The 19817-nt window shown below is 50.3% G+C and carries 20 protein-coding genes, 1 tRNA gene and 1 other RNA gene; 9 read left to right on the top strand and 13 right to left on the bottom strand.

The features are described from left to right. The first annotated feature begins 70 nt into the window (after nt 1-70). Nucleotides 71-1321 carry a DUF4032 domain-containing protein gene (locus KSO86_RS07535; protein ID WP_216379513.1) on the top strand — a complete coding sequence of 417 codons (1251 nt, stop codon included), beginning with the start codon at nt 71-73 and terminating at the stop codon, nt 1319-1321. 28 nt (nt 1322-1349) lie between these two features. On the opposite strand, the gene recR is transcribed toward KSO86_RS07535, so the two are convergent. The 3 genes from recR to ffs form a co-directional block, all read right to left on the bottom strand. Then, a complete protein-coding gene (gene recR, locus KSO86_RS07530) occupies nt 1350-1967 on the bottom strand; it encodes a recombination mediator RecR (protein WP_216379512.1) in 618 nt (205 codons plus the stop codon). Next, nucleotides 1967-4492 (bottom strand): DNA polymerase III subunit gamma and tau, encoded by a 2526-nt coding sequence (locus tag KSO86_RS07525; protein WP_216379511.1) that lies wholly within the window; start codon nt 4490-4492, stop codon nt 1967-1969. The genes recR and KSO86_RS07525 overlap by 1 nt, the downstream gene beginning before the upstream one ends. Before the next feature lie 115 nt (nt 4493-4607). Beyond that, an RNA gene (gene ffs / locus KSO86_RS07520) (signal recognition particle sRNA small type) lies at nt 4608-4703 on the bottom strand. A gap of 122 nt (nt 4704-4825) precedes the next feature. On the opposite strand from ffs, the gene KSO86_RS07515 reads away from it, so the two are divergent. Beyond that, nucleotides 4826-4913, top strand: a tRNA-Ser gene (locus tag KSO86_RS07515). Between the two features lie 83 nt (nt 4914-4996). Here the strand turns inward: KSO86_RS07515 and KSO86_RS07510 are convergent. Beyond that, entirely contained in the window at nt 4997-6301 is a 1305-nt protein-coding gene (locus KSO86_RS07510; RefSeq protein WP_216379510.1) for an MFS transporter, read from the bottom strand. Between the two features lie 85 nt (nt 6302-6386). On the opposite strand from KSO86_RS07510, the gene KSO86_RS07505 reads away from it, so the two are divergent. Beyond that, nucleotides 6387-6959, top strand: coding sequence for a LytR C-terminal domain-containing protein (locus KSO86_RS07505; protein ID WP_216379509.1), 573 nt, complete (start codon nt 6387-6389; stop codon nt 6957-6959). A gap of 4 nt (nt 6960-6963) precedes the next feature. On the opposite strand, the gene KSO86_RS07500 is transcribed toward KSO86_RS07505, so the two are convergent. From KSO86_RS07500 to cysS, 5 genes are all read right to left on the bottom strand, one after another. After that, nucleotides 6964-8328, bottom strand: coding sequence for a uracil-xanthine permease family protein (locus tag KSO86_RS07500; protein WP_216379508.1), 1365 nt, complete (start codon nt 8326-8328; stop codon nt 6964-6966). A 94-nt stretch (nt 8329-8422) separates the two neighbouring features. Continuing rightward, nucleotides 8423-8947, bottom strand: coding sequence for an ASCH domain-containing protein (locus KSO86_RS07495; protein WP_216379507.1), 525 nt, complete (start codon nt 8945-8947; stop codon nt 8423-8425). Nucleotides 8948-8962: 15 nt separating this feature from the next. Further along, a complete protein-coding gene (locus tag KSO86_RS07490) occupies nt 8963-10249 on the bottom strand; it encodes a hypothetical protein (protein ID WP_216379506.1) in 1287 nt (428 codons plus the stop codon). A 2-nt stretch (nt 10250-10251) separates the two neighbouring features. After that, a complete protein-coding gene (gene rlmB / locus KSO86_RS07485; RefSeq protein ID WP_216379557.1) occupies nt 10252-11235 on the bottom strand; it encodes a 23S rRNA (guanosine(2251)-2'-O)-methyltransferase RlmB in 984 nt (327 codons plus the stop codon). Beyond that, a complete protein-coding gene (cysS, locus tag KSO86_RS07480) occupies nt 11235-12659 on the bottom strand; it encodes a cysteine--tRNA ligase (protein ID WP_216379505.1) in 1425 nt (474 codons plus the stop codon). Before cysS ends, rlmB begins: the two co-directional genes overlap by 1 nt. 182 nt (nt 12660-12841) lie before the next feature. On the opposite strand from cysS, the gene KSO86_RS07475 reads away from it, so the two are divergent. Next, nucleotides 12842-14260 (top strand): MFS transporter, encoded by a 1419-nt coding sequence (locus KSO86_RS07475; protein WP_216379504.1) that lies wholly within the window; start codon nt 12842-12844, stop codon nt 14258-14260. 66 nt (nt 14261-14326) lie between these two features. Here KSO86_RS07475 and ispF read toward each other — a convergent pair whose 3' ends face one another. The 4 genes from ispF to KSO86_RS07455 form a co-directional block, all read right to left on the bottom strand. Next, nucleotides 14327-14809 carry a 2-C-methyl-D-erythritol 2,4-cyclodiphosphate synthase gene (gene ispF / locus KSO86_RS07470; RefSeq protein ID WP_216379503.1) on the bottom strand — a complete coding sequence of 161 codons (483 nt, stop codon included), beginning with the start codon at nt 14807-14809 and terminating at the stop codon, nt 14327-14329. A gap of 6 nt (nt 14810-14815) precedes the next feature. Then, complete coding sequence (gene ispD / locus KSO86_RS07465; RefSeq protein WP_216379502.1) at nt 14816-15511, bottom strand: 2-C-methyl-D-erythritol 4-phosphate cytidylyltransferase; 696 nt, start codon at nt 15509-15511, stop codon at nt 14816-14818. Between the two features lie 66 nt (nt 15512-15577). Continuing rightward, a complete protein-coding gene (locus tag KSO86_RS07460) occupies nt 15578-16123 on the bottom strand; it encodes a CarD family transcriptional regulator (RefSeq protein WP_216379501.1) in 546 nt (181 codons plus the stop codon). 185 nt (nt 16124-16308) lie between these two features. Further along, nucleotides 16309-17049 carry a phosphoglyceromutase gene (locus KSO86_RS07455; protein WP_091279804.1) on the bottom strand — a complete coding sequence of 247 codons (741 nt, stop codon included), beginning with the start codon at nt 17047-17049 and terminating at the stop codon, nt 16309-16311. 15 nt (nt 17050-17064) lie between these two features. Here KSO86_RS07455 and KSO86_RS08725 point away from each other — a divergent pair, with 15 nt between their 5' ends. The 5 genes from KSO86_RS08725 (at nt 17065) to KSO86_RS07435 (ending at nt 19707) form a co-directional block, all read left to right on the top strand. After that, entirely contained in the window at nt 17065-17382 is a 318-nt protein-coding gene (locus KSO86_RS08725) for a YccF domain-containing protein (protein WP_366493660.1), read from the top strand. Beyond that, on the top strand, nt 17382-17501 hold the full coding sequence (locus KSO86_RS08720; RefSeq protein WP_216379499.1) for a YccF domain-containing protein: 120 nt from the start codon (nt 17382-17384) through the stop codon (nt 17499-17501). The genes KSO86_RS08725 and KSO86_RS08720 overlap by 1 nt, the downstream gene beginning before the upstream one ends. Before the next feature lie 90 nt (nt 17502-17591). Next, entirely contained in the window at nt 17592-17762 is a 171-nt protein-coding gene (locus tag KSO86_RS08760; protein ID WP_494545862.1) for a DUF8730 family Cys-rich protein, read from the top strand. Nucleotides 17763-17801: 39 nt separating this feature from the next. After that, entirely contained in the window at nt 17802-19427 is a 1626-nt protein-coding gene (locus KSO86_RS07440; RefSeq protein WP_216379498.1) for an FAD-dependent oxidoreductase, read from the top strand. 25 nt (nt 19428-19452) lie between these two features. After that, nucleotides 19453-19707 (top strand): metal-sensitive transcriptional regulator, encoded by a 255-nt coding sequence (locus tag KSO86_RS07435; RefSeq protein WP_091279799.1) that lies wholly within the window; start codon nt 19453-19455, stop codon nt 19705-19707. Nucleotides 19708-19817 lie beyond the last annotated feature (110 nt).

The raw sequence follows: 19817 nt of genomic DNA, 5'->3' as shown, positions 1-19817 counted from the left end.
TGCGGATTTACGCACCCCCTCATACACTTGCTATAGTGACGGTTTTAAACCCTATTGAGGATATAAGTTCATGCCTAAGACTCTTCAAATAACATCAGCCACGGTCAGCCCTGCTCTGCTTGACCTTCCGTGGAACATTCCCCTTGAAGAATGGCCAGAAGATATTGTCACGAAGCTACCTCGCGGTATTTCTCGTCATATCGTGCGGTTCGTGCGCCTGGAGAATCAGATCATCGCTGTTAAAGAAATTGGCGAAACCGTCGCTTACAAAGAGTACGAAACGCTTCGCAATTTGGAACGTCTCGACGCTCCGTGCGTTGAACCATTTGCGGTGATTTCCGGCAGAACTGCCGATGATGGTGAGCCGCTTAATGCCGTGCTAGTAACAAAGCACCTTCCTTTTTCTCTCCCTTATCGAGCTCTCTTCGGACAACAAGCAATGCGCTCGGAGACTGTTGCACGGCTCATTGATGCCTTAACGGTTTTGATGGTTCGTTTACATCTGCTCGGTTTCTTTTGGGGCGATGTTTCATTGTCTAATACTCTGTTCCGCCGCGATGCCGGCGAATTTGCTGCCTATTTGGTTGATGCCGAAACCGGAGAAATTGAGGACAATCTTTCGGATCGTAAACGCGCTTATGATATTGACGTGGCGCGTACTAATATCATTGGCGAGCTTATGGATCTCCAAGCTGGTGGCGTTTTAGACGAAGATTTTAATACCATCGCCGTTGGAGACCGGTTCGAACGTCGATACCGTGAGTTATGGAATGAGTTGACCAGCGCTGAGTCGTTTGCTCTTGCTGATCGGTGGCGAGTAGATGCGAGAATCCGCCGGCTTAACGAACTTGGATTCGAGGTTGGCGAGATCGAAATGAGCACCGATATCGACGGCACGAGACTGTCAATCCAGCCAAAAGTTGTTGATGCTGGACATTATTCGCGCAAAATCATGCGTCTTACTGGTATGGATGTTGAAGAAGCTCAAGCTCGCCGTATGATGAACGATATCGATGGTTATCGTGCAGTCAAAGGGTTGTGGGATGTGCCAGATTCTATTGTTGCCCACGAATGGCTAGATAACGTTTATGAGCCAGCAGTGAATGCGATCCCATGCGAGCTACGCGGTCGGCTCCAACCAGCACAGCTGTTCCACGAAATCCTTGAGCATCGTTGGTATGTTGCGGAACAAGCAGGGCACGATATTACCCTAGCTGACGCGGTTCAATCGTATATTCACAATGTTTTACCGCTGCACCGAGAAGAAGCAACGATGCTAGAGCGCGAAGCGCCTCATACCATGGATGATTACTACAACTAAATCCTGCTGGCGCCTAATACTAGACAGATCACTGTGCTGGAGTATGGATTCGTTGGCGTCCTTCGAGCGCGCGTGAAATTGTCACTTCATCGGCGTATTCCAGATCGCCACCTACTGGTAGTCCAGAAGCAAGCCGTGAAACGATGACGCCCATATGGGCGAGGTTGATGGACAGGTATGTTGCAGTGGCTTCGCCTTCCACATTGGGGTCCATCGCCAAAATGACTTCTTTTACGGTGCCGTCTTGGAGGCGAGCATAGAGTTCACGAATACGTAGATCGTCTGGTCCGACGCCACCGATCGGATCGATTGCTCCACCGAGCACATGATACTTACCGCGATATTCACGCGAACGTTCGATCGCAACAATATCTTTGGCCTCTTCGACAACGCAGATGACGCTGTCGAGCCGGCGCAGATCGGCGCAGATTCGACACAATTCGCCTTCAGCTATATTTCCGCACACATGGCAGAACTGCACTTTAGCTTTCACAGCTTGCAAAGCAGTAATCAACTGTGAAACATCTTCATCTGAAGCTTCAAGCAGGTGAAAAGCTATGCGTTGCGCACTTTTCGGCCCCACGCCTGGCAATCGACCTAATTCGTCGATAAGTGCCTGCACTGCGCCATCATAAACGCCCGCCATCAATTACCACCATTTCCATCTGGAATTTCTTCAATTATTCGCCCATCAAACGTTCCGAGAAGCACCTTGAGCCCAACAAGGGAGGATTCGCTAATATCTGGATCATCCTCAGACACTTCCTCCCATTCTGGTGGTGGTTCTTCCTGCGATTTTACTGGTGGATGAACCTCCCACACTGGTCGCGATTCTCCTGGGCGAACAGATTTTGCTGGGACTGGCGCTATCGAACTGACAGCTGGTTTGTTATCTCGTATTTCGCTACTGTGCCAGGATTTTTCATCATTCGCCCGAGCTCCTTCAGTTGCCGTACCCGGATAGGTCACCGGAGGGATCTCTGGCATAGGCTGGGCAAAGAACGGCACCTCAGGCGGCACAAGATCGCTCTTAGCTAATGAGCCACTAGCATCTTGATGTTCTTCAGGAACAACTATTGGATCAAGATCCGGAGAGTGCGGCGACTGGACATGGTCCTCACCTTTGAATTGTGCTTGTCCGTCGACAAGTGCACCAAGGACCCCCGCTGGATCTGTACTAGTGACATCAGTAGTCACGTGGATTTCGGTAAGATTCTCTTCTTCTACCCAAGAATCATCAAAATCTGGTTCTACGGTTGCAGAATCATTGGTTGGAACATTAACGTCTGTGTCACTACGAGGGGCCGCAGGTTCCGGAGAAACTGACGCGAAGTCTTCCCGGGCGGCCTCAACTTTTGGGGCCGTTGTACCATCATCAGGAATTGCTTCAACACTAACTTCTATTTGAAGAAGGTCCCTAATAACGTCGGTAACATGATCGCCAGATCGACGTTGATTAAAACGCAACGCCACCGCAGGCATAGCGAAACCGATATGCAACGTATTGTCAACAACATCAACGGGTCGCGCACCCGACTTAAGTTGGTTACGTACTAAACCGCCTAGTTTAGGATGTGCCAGAATATCTCCCCATGCGCTGACAATTTTATTCAGCATAGTATGGGCAGGATCAGCAGTTGCAACACGCGCTTGCACGGCCGCTGAATCAGGCAGCTGCGTCAAATGAGCAGGCGGCACCGGCGGTGCCTGAACATGCGGTGGCTGCACAGGAGCCGGAACACGCGGAGCATGCACCGGTTCTGGTTGATGTTCTGGCACAGTTGGCTGAGCCGGTTGTGTTACAGGTTTTGGGCTTTCAGTTTGGACAGATGCAACCGCTGGCGTATGCGTAGGAGGCAGTTCAGAATCTGACTTCTGTTCCGTTGGTATCGTAGCAACTGCCGATTGCTGAGGCTGGGGTTCAGGGACTGCTTCCATCGTCCGACGCGATGCCACAGCTTCTTTGACACTAGGCTTCTTCCATTTACTGAGCACCTGCGGCGGAGTAGAAACCTGGGCCCCTTCAGTGGCAACTTTCATTTGTGTTGGAGCAGAGTCTGTTCTGCCTTCCGCCTGAGCTACCACTAGCCGGGCACATAAAAGTTCGAGCTGTAATCGCGGCGCAGTCGCACCAACCATCATGTTTAGCGCTTCATTAGTAATATCAGCACATCGCGAAGCACGGGCAGCACCCAGTTGTTCAGCTTGTTCCGTCATACGCTCAAACTGATCATCAGGAACGCTCACAAAGACGTCTCGAGCGGCCTCACCCGTGAGCGCGATAATCACAACATCACGCAAACGTTGCAACAAATCTTCGACAAACCGGCGCGGATCATGGCCCGATTTAACCACTGAATCAACAACGTTAAATAGTTTTCCGCCGTCGCGTTCTGCAACTGCGCTGACTGCGTCATCGAGCAAATGGGCCGAGGTATACCCCAGCAGAGCCACTGCGCGGTCATAGTCTAACGAGTGAGAATCGGACCCACCGATAATCTGGTCCAATACAGAAAGTGTGTCACGCACAGATCCAGTTCCGGCCCGAATGACAAGAGACAACACGTCCTTTGATGCACTGACGCCTTCTTGAGCGCAGATTCGCGCAAGATACTTCTCCAGTTCGAGCGGTGGAACCAACCTGAATGGGTAATGGTGAGTACGGGAACGAATCGTCCCAATAACCTTTTCCGGTTCCGTAGTGGCGAAAATAAACTTCACATGCTCTGGCGGTTCTTCAACCAACTTCAACAATGCGTTGAAACCTTGATTGGAGACCATGTGCGCTTCATCAATAATAAAAATCTTAAAGCGATCGCGAACAGGCGCGAACCCGGCTTGCTCACGTAGCTCACGCGCATCATCCACACCACCATGTGAAGCGGCGTCAAGTTCAACCACGTCGAGAGAACCAGCACCGTCCCGCGCCAGATCCCGGCATGAATCACACACGCCACACGGCGTATCGGTTGGATAGTTCACACAATTCAAGCATCGAGCAAGGATGCGAGCCGACGTCGTCTTTCCACACCCGCGCGGACCAGAAAATAAATACGCATGGGTTGTGCGCCCCGCAGCCAACGCTGCTCTTAGCGGCGCGACAACGTGGTCTTGTCCAATAACTTCTTGAAAAGACTGAGGCCGATAACGGCGATACATGGCTACACTCACGAAGACCATCTTACTCGACCCCTCCCACACCTGACTTGTCATGGATACATCCTGTGGAAAACAATCAGTATCCACGCCCAGCACTAAAGCTAAAAATTTACAATAAAAGCAGGCATAAAAGGACTCCCCACGCACCCGTCAGAGCCCGGCCTCCTTGCTGCATTCCTGCCCTGGGGAATTAACCGAAGATGACGCCACGTGAGGAGTCGACTTTCAGTGTACGCGAATTTTCCGTTCGATGCGAATCTATTGCCTAGGTAACACGCCACCGATTCGCGCACAGCCATAGTTTTCATATACCATTAACAGGTACATCAGTAGCGATGATACTCAGGAGGATTCGCCTAGTGGCCTATGGCGCACGCTTGGAAAGCGTGTTGGGTGCAAGCCCTCGGGGGTTCGAATCCCCCATCCTCCGCCAGTTGCCCCGGACTATTTCACGAGTCCGGGGCAATGTTTATATTGGCTTTCCCTATTTATATTGGCGTATCTCGCCGTCGGAAACTAACGCAAGCCCTCGTCAGTCGGACCAAACTTATTATTCAAGTAGCGTTCGCGCGGGCCATGAATATCGACGAACGGCCAGTGACGGCGCGAATGCAACTGCACGTCCCACGACATCTTCGCCCATACGAAAATAATTAATGCCACCACAATCGAACCGATACCGCCAATTGCAATCGACCAGCGTGGTCCCCACACTTCGCCGATCCAGCCTACAACTGGCGAACCAATCGGGGTAATACCTAGATTAACCGCGAAATAAATCGCCAACACCCGACCACGCAATGCTGGCGGGGTGCTGATCTGAACCAGCGTATTAACTGCGATTAAGAATGTCAGCATTGTAAATCCGGTAGGAATCATCAGCAACGCAAAAATTGTGTAGGTGGGAGCTAGCGAAGCAATAATCGCAATTACGCCAAACGCCACCGCATACAGTAATAACTTTGAAAATCTAGGCGCTTTACGCCGAGCAGATAACAACGCGCCGCTTAACGATCCAATCGCAAGCATAGACCCCAAGAAACCATAGGATCCTGCTCCCATGTGATACACATCGGTAGCCATCAGTGCCTGGGTGACCTGAAAATTCAGCCCCAGCCCAGAAACCACTGCGATCATGACCAGTATCGCTAAAATATCGGAACGCGTACGCACATAGGCAAACCCCTCGCGTAGCATACCTTTGCGCCGAGGCACCGGAGTATGCTCGAAGAAATGCTCCGCCTTCATTATCGCCAGGGAAAGAACCGGTACCGAGAAAAGCGCAAAATTGAGGATGAAAACCCAACCTGGCCCCACCAGTTCAATGAGCGCACCAGCCAACGCCGGACCAAAAAGGCGCGCGATATTGAACGACGTCGAATTCAAACTAATCGCGTTTGGCAACGACGATGTCGGAACCAGCTCAGACAAAAACGTGTTACGCACCGCTGACGAAAGCGCGTCCGCAGCACCCGATAACACTGCCGCAATATAGACATGGTAAAGATGAGCCGAACCAGTGACGAGTAAAATCCCCAAAATCAAGCCGATAACTGCGACTACTATTTGGGTAATTTGAATAAGCCGACGACGATTCGCCCAATCGGCTAGTACACCACCAAATGGGCCAAGCAGCATTTGAGGAAGAAACTGAAAGGCCGTCACCAATCCAACCGCAATAGCAGAGTTATCAGTGAGAACGGTGAGGACTACCCAGATTTGACAGACACGTTGCATCCACACCGCAGTAGCAGAGACAAGGTTAGAAATGAACCATAACCGATAGTTGGGATACGACAATGAATGGAAAGTTTTAGACATAAATCAACCTCATAGCTATTCTACCTGAAACAACCGTCTATATTTAGCTCGCTCAGACCCCCTAACGTGCGCTACATTATATAAGGTGAGTACTCAAGAAAATCCACGTGTAGAATATCGCAAGCGTATCCAGCAGCGTCAGACCGTCATTTTTGGATCAATCTCTGCTGTTATGGCATTCTTGCTCATTTTTGGAACTCTTATTTGGGTTGGTGTTATTCCAGCACCTATCAATCCATCTTTTTCGAAGAAGGCGGAGCCGGTGTTCGTTGTACCGTGTCCTTCCGAGAAAATCCAAGCACGTGACTTATCTACTCTCACCGCTCGCGTCTACAACTCCACATCGGTCAGCGGCCAAGCCGGAGAAGTCGGTCAAGACCTTGCAACCCTGGGCGTTACGATCACTGAAACGTCGAATTGGGGAGGCAAGGCACTATCAGAGCCCACCCGAATCATTGCCGGAAAAAATGGTGTCGACGCCGCCTACACTCTGCGTGCGTATTTTCCTGGCGCCAAAATTCATTTCGATGAAACCAATAACTCCGAGATTCTCGACGTTGTTATTGGCAAGGCATTTAAAGGTACAAATATCGACCCCAGCGATGAAGAAAAAACTTCCGCACTGGAGCCGATAGAAGGTTGTAAACCAGTTAAGTAGCTAGTTACGGTTCACGGATCAGCGCACCGTCTTCTAGTTCCGCACCGGCTGGTGCTGATGCTGGTGTTGCTGGTTCAATAGTGGTACCACGCCACTTCGAGAGCGCTCGCATAACGTGATAGATAATGATTGCCCCGAAGGAACCCAAGGCGATCCCGGAGAACTCTAGCTCACCCACATACAATGTGTAATTAGCAATGGCCATAACCATAGCAACCGCAGCCGTATTCAGATTTACTGGGTCTGAAAAATCTACCTTGTTCTGTACCCAGATACGGATTCCCAACATTCCGATCATGCCATAGAGGACTGTCGCAGCTCCGCCCAAAACCCCAGGCGGAATCGACGCGATGGCTGCACCGAATTTCGGCAGCATCGATAGACACAAAGCAAAACCAGCAGCCACCAGATAAGCCACGGTTGAATAGATACGAGTTGCGGCCATGACACCAATATTTTCCGCATACGTCGTCGTCGCTGAACCGCCACCAGATCCCGCAACCATCGTTGCCACACCGTCAGCGAATAATGCACGCCCGGTGTACTTATCAAGGTTTTCTCCGGTCATCGCCGAAACCGACTTCACGTGGCCAACGTTTTCCGCAACGAGCACCAAAACCACCGGGATAAACAGCGCGAAGAGGGAAATATCAAAAGAAGGAGCACGGAAATGTGGGAAGCCCACAATATCTGCCGCAGCCACGGTATCGAAATTGACCTCGCCGCGAACAATGGCGGTCACATAGCCAACAATAACGCCGATGAGGATTGACAGTCGGCCCATAATCCCCTTCAACAAAACCGTGGAGAGCAAAATAGCAAGAATAGTGACAACAGCTGTCACCGGCGCCGCCTGCACGTTGTTCCAAGCTGCAGGGGCAAGATTAAAACCAATCAACGAAACAATTGCGCCAGTAACAACTGGTGGCATAAGCACATCAATCCAGCGCGTCCCGGCGAAGTGTGCAGAAATACCGATCAATGCAAGTAAGCCACCGGTCATAATAATGCCTCCTTGAGCTAAGGAGGCTAAATCGTCGTTGAGTGGTTGTCCGCCGTTGGCAACATATCCGGTCACAGCACCGATAGGAGCCAAGAACGCAAATGACGATCCCAAATACGAGGGGATCCGACCGGCTGTGATCAGGATAAAAAGAATGGTTCCAACTCCGGTGAAGAACAATGTCGTTGCCGGGTCGAAACCAGTGATGAGTGGAACTAGGAACGTTGCCCCAAACATGGCCACCATATGTTGGGCGCCAACACCAAACGTAATAGGCCACGAAAGACGCTCGTTCGGTGGGACAATCTCACCGGGGGCAATTTTTGTGCCATCACCATGAAGCTTCCATGTAAATAATTGCGCCATATCATTCTCCTCGTTAAAAGTTACTCAAACGACCAGAACTATACGGAGCACAGCGTAGCTATAGCAAGTTCCTCGGCTGTGATCTAACGGATACTTACTGGGCAATGTCAGTATCTACCCGATACATCACATCAAAATACTCCACGATGACAGATGCTTTTTCGTTGAATTCTAGCCCTGAATCGTGGGCATCAGTAGTAAAAATACGAGTGTGATCCGCGATCCATTGTGTTAGCGGACCTTCTCCTTCTGCCTGCGCAATATCAGTATCGATCTCATTAAATGGAACGATCTCTACTTTGCAATTCCGCAGTAAAGCTATTGGGTGCGCATCACCATCTAATAAAATTGCTAGATCGCCAACGCGTGGATATGGCTCATCATTGACATCATAAACCGGCGCATAACTGGAGGTAGCAGTTTTAACGCCAGAGACAACAAGGTGAGCAAGCTGGCTTGCAAGCTCACGTGTCCCGTCGCCAAATGCGAATGCCGGCGGCTCTACCGCTACCACGTCCGTCATCCCCATAACACCAGGCATTTCGGCCAATTTTGATCGGGTTTTTGCACGAGTCCAAAAGGCTGTTAGTTCTGCTGCCTGTGGTTCTGGAACGAACATGATTCTCCTAATTTTTCAGCTCTGCCAATTGCGCATATTGCGCCACGTTTCGATCTCAGTCTGTTTGCGATCAACAATGCTACGCATATAAGTTGTTGTACCGATTCGCGAAAAAGCACTAAGTAGTACTCCTGAGCCAATCGCCGTGAGCGTTTTTGCTCCGATTCCACGGTTATGTCGGTGGTAAGCGGTAGCCAACAATGCTCCGCCCAGAGCCGCCTGCATTGCTGACCCGACAGCCACCAGCCATGGCCGATCAATATAAACCTTGTTAACCGCCCGCATGAGTGATGGTTCAATGAGCCCTTCGCCAGCAAACTCCCATGCCAGTACATCTTCAAATGACCATTCTTGGGGCGACACCACTTGTGCTGATGGAATTGCAGAAAGAGTACTTTTTTCGGCAAGTACGTCAGCAATTTCGGATGGCAACCCGAGAACTCGCACTAATGATCGCACGGCAGCTCGTGGTTCCACCAATAAAGCCTGACGCATTTGGCTGAATTTCACGTTCACCAGATCAGCAATTGCTAACCGGGCAATCGCACCGGCTCCTAGCTCATCGCTCACAAATTCGTGTTCTATTGTACCTTCGTTGATCCAGTCAAACATCGGCATTTCACCGCTCCAGTCCCACACCAAGCGGATGTTGTCACGGCGCACCATCAGGACGGGGCCAGATTGACTCTGGGTACTAGTAGCTAACGCCATAACATAGTTCGGACGCGGGAATACCTTGCGGTAACTGAGCAGTGAGCCTTCCGAAACTAAAACCCGCATTGACCCAAGTTTCGATATTGCGATCGGCGACTGGGACGTACTAGCCATGCCGGGGACTTCTGCCATCGTCATATCCGTCATGAGCATCATGGGGCCACTATCAAAATCGGGGAGCTTAGCCCCGTAAATACCAGCGTCAAGCTCATCTTCAGATCGAGAAGTGGCGTTGTCAAGGTCAATGTCATCAATGTCGATATCGTCGTCGATATCGACTGCTCCGATGTCCAACGGGCCGTGAACCACTTCGCCGTCGAGTTCCACTGCAACTTTGCGAAGCTTGTCTTGCATTTCTACAAGAAGATCGCTTACTGCCAAACCGCGGATAACTGTCCCGGCATCATCGAGCATTGCAACACGGCGACGCCGTCCACTGATTGCCACTTCAAAATCATAGCCATCACTCACCTGCTGACCTCGACCCAAAATCTGTTGAGCAGCAAAGAATTCTGCCACCAGTTCCGGAGTGGTCAAATACGGGTCAAGAATGTCGATATGCCCGCGAACGGATCTCCATGATGTCATGATTAGGCCTTCTTTTGGTGGAATTTTCTGCGGTTGACGTCTAGTTGGTATAGCGCAATTCCCGTAGCTACCGCTGCGTTGAGGGACTCCATTTCCGAAGCGATAGGAATAGATGCGATCACATCACACGTGTCACGAACAAGGCGGGATAGACCTTTTCCTTCTGATCCCGTAACAACGACGACGGGCACATCTGCCATGTCAAGAGCATCAATCTGCGCATCGCCTTCACCGGCCAGGCCGACGACGAAATAACCGTGTTCTTTCAGGTACTCTAACGCTCGCACAAGGTTAGTTTCACGTGCTACTGGTACACGTGCTGCCGCTCCGGCAGAAACCTTCCAAACCGTCGCATTGACTCCAGCACTGCGCCGCTCAGGAATAAGAACACCGTCTGCCCGGAAAGCTGACGCCGATCGCATAGCTGCACCTAGGTTATGCGGATCAGTTACCGAGTCCAAGGCTACGATTAGCCCCGGTTCGAGATGATCTGCACCCAACGCTACCAATTCGTCAATATCAACATATTCGTATGGCGGAATCTCAATCGCGATGCCCTGATGAACCTGTCCATCAGTCATTTTGTCGAGTTCTTGGCGAGTTACTTCAATAAGATCAGCACCCGACTCGGTTGCCTTCTGTAAAACCGTAGCAACGCGATCATCATTAGCTAACGAGCCAACAACAAAAACTCGACTAAATGGAATTCCAGAGGTGACTATCTCTACCACCGGATTACGGCCAGATACCAGCTCGAACCCCTCTGGTGTATGCAAATGACCGCGTAATTTTGGTCCTGCAGCTTTAACAATCGCAGCTTCACGCGCGACTTTCTTCTTGTGCGCTGGATGGTATGTGCGATCCTCTGCTTTCGGCGTTGGGCCCTTGCCTTCTAGGCCCCGCCGACGCTGACCACCAGAGCCAACCTTGCCGCCTTTTTTAACGCCTTTACGTACCGCACCCGGACGCCCGAAATGACCTGCCATCATTTATCTCCGATCTTCCAGCGAGCTCCTGCTGCCGAATCTTCCACATGAATCCCCGCTGCTTGTAGCGAATCACGCAAGGAGTCCGCCCGTGCCCAATCTTTTGCCGCACGAGCTGCTGCGCGATCAGCCAAGATAGTGTGTACGAGTGCATCAAGTGCTTCGTAATACTGTGCCCCGGTGGAATTCTTCTCCCGCCACGGCGATGCACACGGATCTAGGCCAAGAACATCGAGCATAGCACGAACGAGCAACTGTTCCCGGCGAGCTTCTGTGTCTTCACCCGCAGCTAACGCATTATTGCCGGACGTAACATGCTCATGAATTACCGCGAGCGCAGCCGATACGTTGAGATCATCGTCCATAGCATCGACAAATTGTTCCGGCAGATCAGCCAATCCAACCCCAGCAACATCCTCAGCAGACACTTCGCCAACTTCATCGATCGAACGTTGCACGAAACCAGCAAGACGATCCCAAACCGCACCAGCTTCCGTTAATGTACGCTCCGAGTATGCGACAGTAGACCGGTAATGCACAGTTCCCAATGCCAACCGCACAATAACCGCCGGATACTGTTGCAGAATATTCGACACAATAAGCGAGTTACCCAGTGACTTGCTCATTTTTTCGCCATCGATAGTAACCCAAGCGTTGTGCATCCAATACTGCGCGAAACCATAACCAGCGGCATGGGACTGAGCTTGCTCATTTTCATGATGTGGGAAACGCAGATCTATTCCACCGGCGTGAATGTCAAAGGATTCACCCAGATATTTTCCAGCCATCGCGGAGCATTCCAGATGCCATCCTGGCCGGCCGCGCCCCCATGGGGTCTCCCACGATGCAGTTTCAGGTTCCCCTGGCTTCGCCGCCTTCCACAGTGCAAAATCACGCGGATTACGCTTGTCCGGCTCGACGTCGTCGTCGGCAAAATCATCCAACGTTTGTCGCGTTAACGAACCATAATCAGGCAATGACGCAACATCGAAATACACATTTCCCGGATCACCCGCATAAGCATGCCCACGCTCAATCAATCGCGCAATAAAAGCCACCATCTCTGGAATATGACCAGTTGCACGGGGCTCATAGGTAGGCCGCAGAACACCCAATGCATCGTAGGCTTGGGTGAACTCATTCTCGTACTTGTAGGCGTGCGCCCAGTATTCGCGACCCTCTTGGGCAGACTTGGCCAAGATTTTATCGTCAATATCAGTGACGTTACGTACCATCATCGTTTCATAGCCTGAACGACGAAGCCACCGAACCAGCACATCGAAAGCTAAGGCCGACCGCATATGTCCAATATGCGGAGAACCCTGCACTGTAGCACCACACAGATAAATGCTCGCCTTGCCAGGAGTCAACGAAGTAAATTCACGCATTGAGCGGGTTGCAGAGTCATATATATGTAGTGCCATGGTGATAATTTTACACGGAAACAGCGCACTTCGTGACTCCTAATCACACCCGTGGAAAACTATAAAAATCCACAGATTTTAACCACCAAGTAATGTCCTATTGTCCTGACAAATGTTAAGTTTCACAAAAATACATTCCCGTTATAACCCCGTTCACCAGCAAATAACGATAGATTACAGATATGAAACTAGAAACAACGTCGCTTCCAAGCAACGATGCTTTCCCTTTTCCACCGGAAAGTCCGTCGCCTGAAAAAGCGTCAAAAAATACAAACCTGTTCACTAAAAAAGTTATTTATTGGGGTTTGTGGGACTGGGGATCAGCCGCTTTCAATGCGATTGTCACCACGTTTATTTTTGCTTTCTACATTTCCAATCCGAAACTCTTTGGAGATCACGCAAACACATATCTCGGATGGGCCCTGGGTATCGCTGGTATCATTATTGCGCTCATCGCCCCTGCCCTCGGCCAAGCCGTAGACCGGTCTGGAAAACGAGCCACCGTACTATCAGTAACCACATTAGGCACCGCTGCGATTATCGCATTGCTCTTCTTCGTCAAACCTGGTGAAGATTACCTAATGCTCGGTTTAGTCCTTATCGGAATCGGAAACATTCTCTTCGAAACTGGATCAGTGGTTTACAACTCGCTCCTATCTGACCTGGCAGACAAGGAACAGTACGGCAGAATTTCCGGTTTTGGCTGGGGTCTGGGATACCTTGGCGGTATCGTACTTTTACTCATTTTATTCGTTGGCTTTATCAATCCGGAAGTCGGCTGGTTCGGCGTTACCAGCTATCAAGGTTTAAATGTTCGCGTATCAATGCTCGTGGCCGCGGCATGGCTAGCAGGATTTTCACTCCCGCTCATTTTCACCTTAAAAAATAAGCCGCGTGCTGAGGAATCACCAGTAGATGGCTTCTTTAATGCCTACCGGGAATTGTTCCGCTCTATTGCTGAATTATGGCGCAACGATCGTATCGTTCTTTGGTTCCTTATTTCTTCGGCCATTTACCGTGACGGACTCGCTGGGGTGTTCTCCTTTGGAGCCATCATTGCGGGCGTCGCTTTCGGATTCTCCAACTCGGAAGTCATTTTGTTCGGCATTGCAGCAAACGTCGTGGCTGGTTTCTTCACCATCGGCTTTGGGTGGCTCGACGACCGCATTGGCGCAGCAAAAGTTGTCATCCTTTCCGTCTCATCAATGGTCGTTTTGGGGCTGTGCGTCTTCTTCTTCCATGACGGTTTGTTTGGCTTCACCGGTCATGAAATTTACTGGGCTTTCGGGTTGGCGCTCTGCGTCTTCGTCGGACCAACCCAGTCCGCATCCCGCACATACTTAGCACGATTGGCCCCAGAGGGTGAAGAAGCTGAGATCTTCGGGCTGTATGCTACAACCGGCCGCGCCGCATCACCACTAGCTCCGTTGCTATATGCTAGCGCGATTTCTGCCGGCGCTTGGCTCCTTGACATCACTCAAAAAGAAGCAGCATATTTCGGAATCCTCGGCATTGTATTGATTCTATTTTGCGGTTTAGCTTGCTTCATTCCAGTTGCCCGGCACGCAAAGAAGCTACGGAAACTGAATAAAAAGAACTAGTAACGACCTTTACATCTGGAGGGCGGCTCACCTTGCGAGTCGCCCTCCTTCTACGTTCTGCGATAGTCAGTTGCGTGTTACAAGAGCAGTCGCAATCGCTGCCAGCCCTTCTTTTCGTCCAACAAATCCAAGATGATCTGAGGTAGAAGCAGAAACAGATACCGGTGAACCAACGACGGCGGACATCGCCTGTTCTGCTTCCTTCTTGCGCGGTGCAAACCGCGGCTTTTGCCCCAATAATTGCACACTCACGTTCATTATTTCCCAGCCAGCTTCGCGTACCAGACGAACTGACTCGGCTAGCAGTGAACTTCCCGATGCACCCGCCCACTCGGGCCGGTCAACGCCAAAAACTGTTCCCAGTTCGCCAATCCCAGAAGCTATTAGTAGTGCATCGGCTGCAGCGTGAGCTACCACATCGGCATCGGAATGCCCATCGAGTCCTTGCTCTCCAGGCCAATACATACATGCCAAGAATAGTGGCCGTTCTAGTTGCGCAGAAAAGGCATGGATGTCAACAGCCGTTCCAACTCGCATTTCGTGAGACATAATCAGTTACCTTTCTACGTTGCGCGTCTGTTGGTAGATAAGCTCGGCAACAGCTAAGTCGAATGGAGTCGTTATTTTGAGGGCATCGGCAGACCCATCGACGACGACGACGTCGTTCCCCATCAGCTCAACTAACGCCGCATCATCTGGTGCAGCACTGCTTTCTGCTGCGCTGAGTTGTTCACCGAATTTATGCGCTTGACGTAAAAGATCAGCATCAAACCCTTGCGGAGTTTGAACTGCACGTAACTGTGAACGATCGAGAGTTTTCAGAACTTTATTCTTACTAACACGCTTGATCGTATCAACAACGGGAAGAACCGGGATTGCTGCCGTTGCGCCCTGTTCTACCGCATGAATGACTCGGGCAATCATGGGCGCAGGGGTGAGTGCTCGCGCCGCGTCGTGTACCAGAACCGATTGATTTTGTACCTGTGCTAGACCACGAGCCACAGATTCTTGCCGGGTTGCCCCACCGACGACGACGCGGACCGCTATCTGCGCTTCGTCAAAAACCCGTCCGAATTCGTTTTCATACCCATGCGGAACAGTAACTATGCAATCTGTTATTCCAGTTTCGACAACAGTTCGCACCGCATGGACGACCAGTGGTGTTCCGCCTATTTCCACTAGAGCTTTGGGACGGTGAGCTCCCAGCCGGGTCCCAGAACCAGCGGCGGTGATAATTGCACTCCAACTCATAATGACTCTCTACACTATACAAATAAGGGCCGTACCATAATGATACGACCCTTATCTTAACGTTTATTATTCAGCTGATTGTGCCGATTCCGGAGTTTCAGCAGTATCGCTGCTTTCTGGAGAAATAACAAACTCACCCAGAATTTCATTGAGAAGTTCAGCGGCCTCATCGTCACTGATTCCACGACCCAAGGCTATCTCTGATCCAAGGATTGCGTGTGCCTGTGCAAGCATCCGCTTCTCACCAGCCGAAAGGCCGCGGTCACTATTGCGGCGAGTCAAATCTCGCACAACTTCCGCAACTTTATTGACGTCACCAGACGTTAGTTTTTCACCGTTTGCTTTGTAGCGTCGTGACCAATTCGATGGTTCTTCAACATTTTCTTCGCGCAGAACAGCAAACACTTCTTCTAGCTGAGCATCATTCGATACATCTCGGAGCCCAACTTGTTCAATAGAATCTGCTGGAACCTGAATGACCATGTCACCTTGAATAATACGAAGCGTCAAATAAAGACGCTTTTCACCGCGCATGATCTTTTCTGATATATCTTCAATGTACGCAGCCCCATGATGAGGGTAAACGACCGTTTCTCCGACTTTGAAGCTCATGTGGTAGTCTCTCTATCTCCGCGAACAAGAATAATACTATTCTACCAAAGTTCCAGCCCTGCACGTGGGGCCTACGCTAATGGCGTGAATAATGTGCAATATATGCATAGCACTGCACGTATCTCACTAACGAGTATGGGGCACGCAAAACGCATGCCCCATACTCACAAAAGACCTAAGCTAGATTACTTGCCCTGGTTGGCAACTGCCTCGATAGCAGCCTTGGCTGCTTCTGGATCAAGGTAGGTTCCACCCTTGGTAATTGGCTTGAGGGTTTCTTCGTCCAATTCGTAGAACAACGGGATAGCCGTTGGAATGTTCAGCCCAGAAATCTCTTCATCCGAGATACCGTCAAGATGCTTGACGATTGCACGCAACGAGTTACCATGAGCTGCAATCATAACGGTCTTGCCAGACTTAAGTTCTGGAACAATCTCGCCTTCCCAGTATGGAAGGAGACGCTCAAGGACGTCCTTCAAGCATTCAGTAGCTGGAATTGGCTCACCTGCATAGCGTGGATCGGAGTCCTGCGAGAATTCTGATCCAGCTTCGATTGCCGGCGGCGGAACATCGTACGAACGGCGCCACTGCATGAACAGTTCTTCACCGTATTCATCACGAATTTCTTTCTTATTCTTGCCTTGCAAAGCGCCGTAGTGACGCTCGTTGAGACGCCAGTTTCGCTTAACTGGAATCCAGTGACGGTCAGCGGCGTCAAGTGAAAGATTAGCCGTCATAATTGCACGGCGAAGAAGCGAGGTGAAGAGCAAATCTGGCAGAACGTTTGCATCCTTAAGCAACTTTCCTGCGCGCTTCGCTTCTTCAGTTCCCTTCTCGGAGAGCGGAACATCCACCCAGCCAGTGAAGAGGTTCTTCGCATTCCATTCACTTTCGCCGTGACGGACGAGAACGAGTTTGTATGTCATGTGTGTTCAACTTCCATGGTCGGTAACACTATATCTGATGCGCCTAAGCACACTACCTACAGTTTACGTCTTTTTAAAGTTTTTAGGCTAGGTCAGAAGCCTTATGTCACCGCTGCATCCCAAACTATGTGGGAGCCACCCCTTAAGCTGTTCTTATGGCTCGTCTTCGGCGGAATCGAAATGTTTTTCATATACCGCATAGCTTGCACTATCGGACTTATTTTCATTGTCACTATTCCGATGAGCTTAGCCATCTTTCGCATTGCTGGCTATCTACTCTGGCCTTTTGGTCGAACAATTGTGCAAAAGCCAAATAGTGGGATAGCACACTGATGAACATAATCTGGTTCATTACCGCCGGGCTCTGGCTCGCGATCGGCCATCTATCGTCTGCCGCGGTTCTCACCACGCAACATGAACCACATAGATTGAACTCATTCATCTTGCAGTAAATATACCCCCGGGGGTATATTTACTGATGTTCTTAGTCTTCCAAAACATCCACCTAAGGACACCTACTTAAATAAAACAAGGAGAACAACATGTGCTACCCCGTCACCTGCAAAAACTGCGGTAAAACAACCTGGAGCGGATGCGGTCAACATATCGCTTCTGTCAAGGCTCAAGTACCAGCGAGCCAATGGTGCACATGCACTGAAGAAGAAAAGAAACAAGCTAAGAGTGGCGGATTCTTCCGGTCACTATTCAGCTAAAACAACCGGATAACAATCAACCACTTCAAGGAGAACAATATGACTACCACCGTTATTGTTGGCGGAGTTGCCGGGGGAATGTCCACCGCCACTCGACTGCGGCGCAACGATGAAAACATGGACATCATCGTCTTAGAATCATCTGGATATGTTTCGTTTGCTAACTGCGGTTTACCATATTTCATCGGTGGTGAGATTACTGAGCGCTCAAACTTACTCCTACAGACGCCACAATCTCTCAAGTCTCGCTTCAACCTAGATGTGCGTATCAATTCCACCGCTACCAGCATTGACCGCGCAGCAAAGACAGTTACCGTCAGTGGCCCAGAAGGAACATACACTCAAAAGTATGACTACCTTGTTTTATCTCCCGGCGCCCAACCGCTAATGCCTCCGATCCCGGGTATTGAAACAGCTTTGACACTTCGAAACGTCGAAGATACAGATCGCATCGTTGAATACGTTCAAGCCACTTCTGCTCGCAAAGCAGCCATTATCGGTGGCGGGTTTATCGGATTGGAACTTGCTGAAAACCTCACTAAGAGATCGATTGCTACAACAGTTATCGAGCAAGCTCCTCATATTATGGGGCCATTTGACGAAGAAATGGCAGCCATGGTCACTGAACACATGTCTAATCACGGCGTGACCATTCGTGCCAACTCACAAGTTACTGCTATTGGAGAAGGCTACGTAGCTATCGGCGACGAAAAAGTTGACGCTGATATAGTCATTGCCGCTCTAGGAGTACGTCCTGCGTCTGATTTGGCACGAAACGCTGGACTCGAGGTCAACCAGCGCGGCGGAATTACAGTCGATTCGCAACAGCGAACGAATGATCCAGCAATTTTCGCGCTTGGCGATGCAGCCGAAAAAACTGATCTTATTTCTGGCGCAGGAGTCATGATTCCACTCGCTCAAACGGCCAACCGCCATGGGCGTTTGGTAGCTGATGTCATCACTGGTCGTGAAACGCACAGCCTACCTGTATTAGGTACTGCAATCATTGGTCTTTTTGGCCTCGCAGCAGCCTCAACTGGTTGGAATGAACGCCGCGCCCGTTCCGAGGGTAAAAATATTCGCGTCATTCACTCGCATCCAGTTCATCACGCTGGCTATTATCCAGGTGCATCAAGCCTTCACCTTAAACTGATCGTGGACGCTGATAACGATTCTATTCTTGGTGCCCAAGCTGTTGGAACTCAGGGTGTTGACAAGCGTATTGATGTCATTGCTACTGCTATGCGAGCTGGCTTGAAAGCTTCAGATCTCGCCGATCTTGAATTAGCTTATGCGCCACAATTCGGTTCTGCTAAAGATCCAATCAACATGCTCGGTTTCATCGCAGATAACGGCCGTACAGGTGAACAAACACGTCAATGGCACGAGCTTGACGATGCTCTTGCCGATGGCTGGCAACTCATTGATGTGAGAACTGAGGCAGAATACAACCGCGGAACAATCCCTGGAGCAATCAATATCCCAGTCGACGAATTGCGAGACCACGTAGAAGAACTTCGCGGAAAGAAAGTTCTGGTTCACTGCCAAGTTGGGTTACGCGGGCACATTGCCTGCACTATACTTGCTAACTCTGGGCTTGAATGCGCTAACCTCGATGGCGGATATATAACATGGTCTTACGGCCAGCGCGCACGCACTGCGTAATCGACCATACCCAAGGAGATAATACGTGAAACTTCCAGCACAGGATGTCAAACCTGCAGTTACCCGTCTCAAACGAGCACGCGGACAACTCGATGCAGTAATAGCAGCCTTAGAAAGTGAACAAGACTGCCATGACATCATTCCACAGCTTGCTGCTGTAGCTAAAGCAGTGGATAGAGCAGGTTACCTGGTCATTGCCACTGGCATGAAAACCTGCTATTCGACTGGCCAAGATGTCGAAGAGGAACATCTCGAAAAAATGTTCCTTTCCTTCGCATAGACTCGTGGGGGGGGGGGGGGGGCGCCCCCCCCCCAACAAAAAAAAAAATAAATGTGTTTTTTTTTTTTTTATTTTTTTTTTGGGAATTCAAAAAAACAAAAGGAAAAAAA

The sequence above is a fragment of the Arcanobacterium phocae genome, assembly GCF_018913465.1.
GTDB lineage: Bacteria > Actinomycetota > Actinomycetes > Actinomycetales > Actinomycetaceae > Arcanobacterium > Arcanobacterium phocae_A.
The sequence above is the reverse complement of the archived record's forward strand: the minus strand, read 5'-3'. Positions and strand labels throughout refer to the sequence as shown.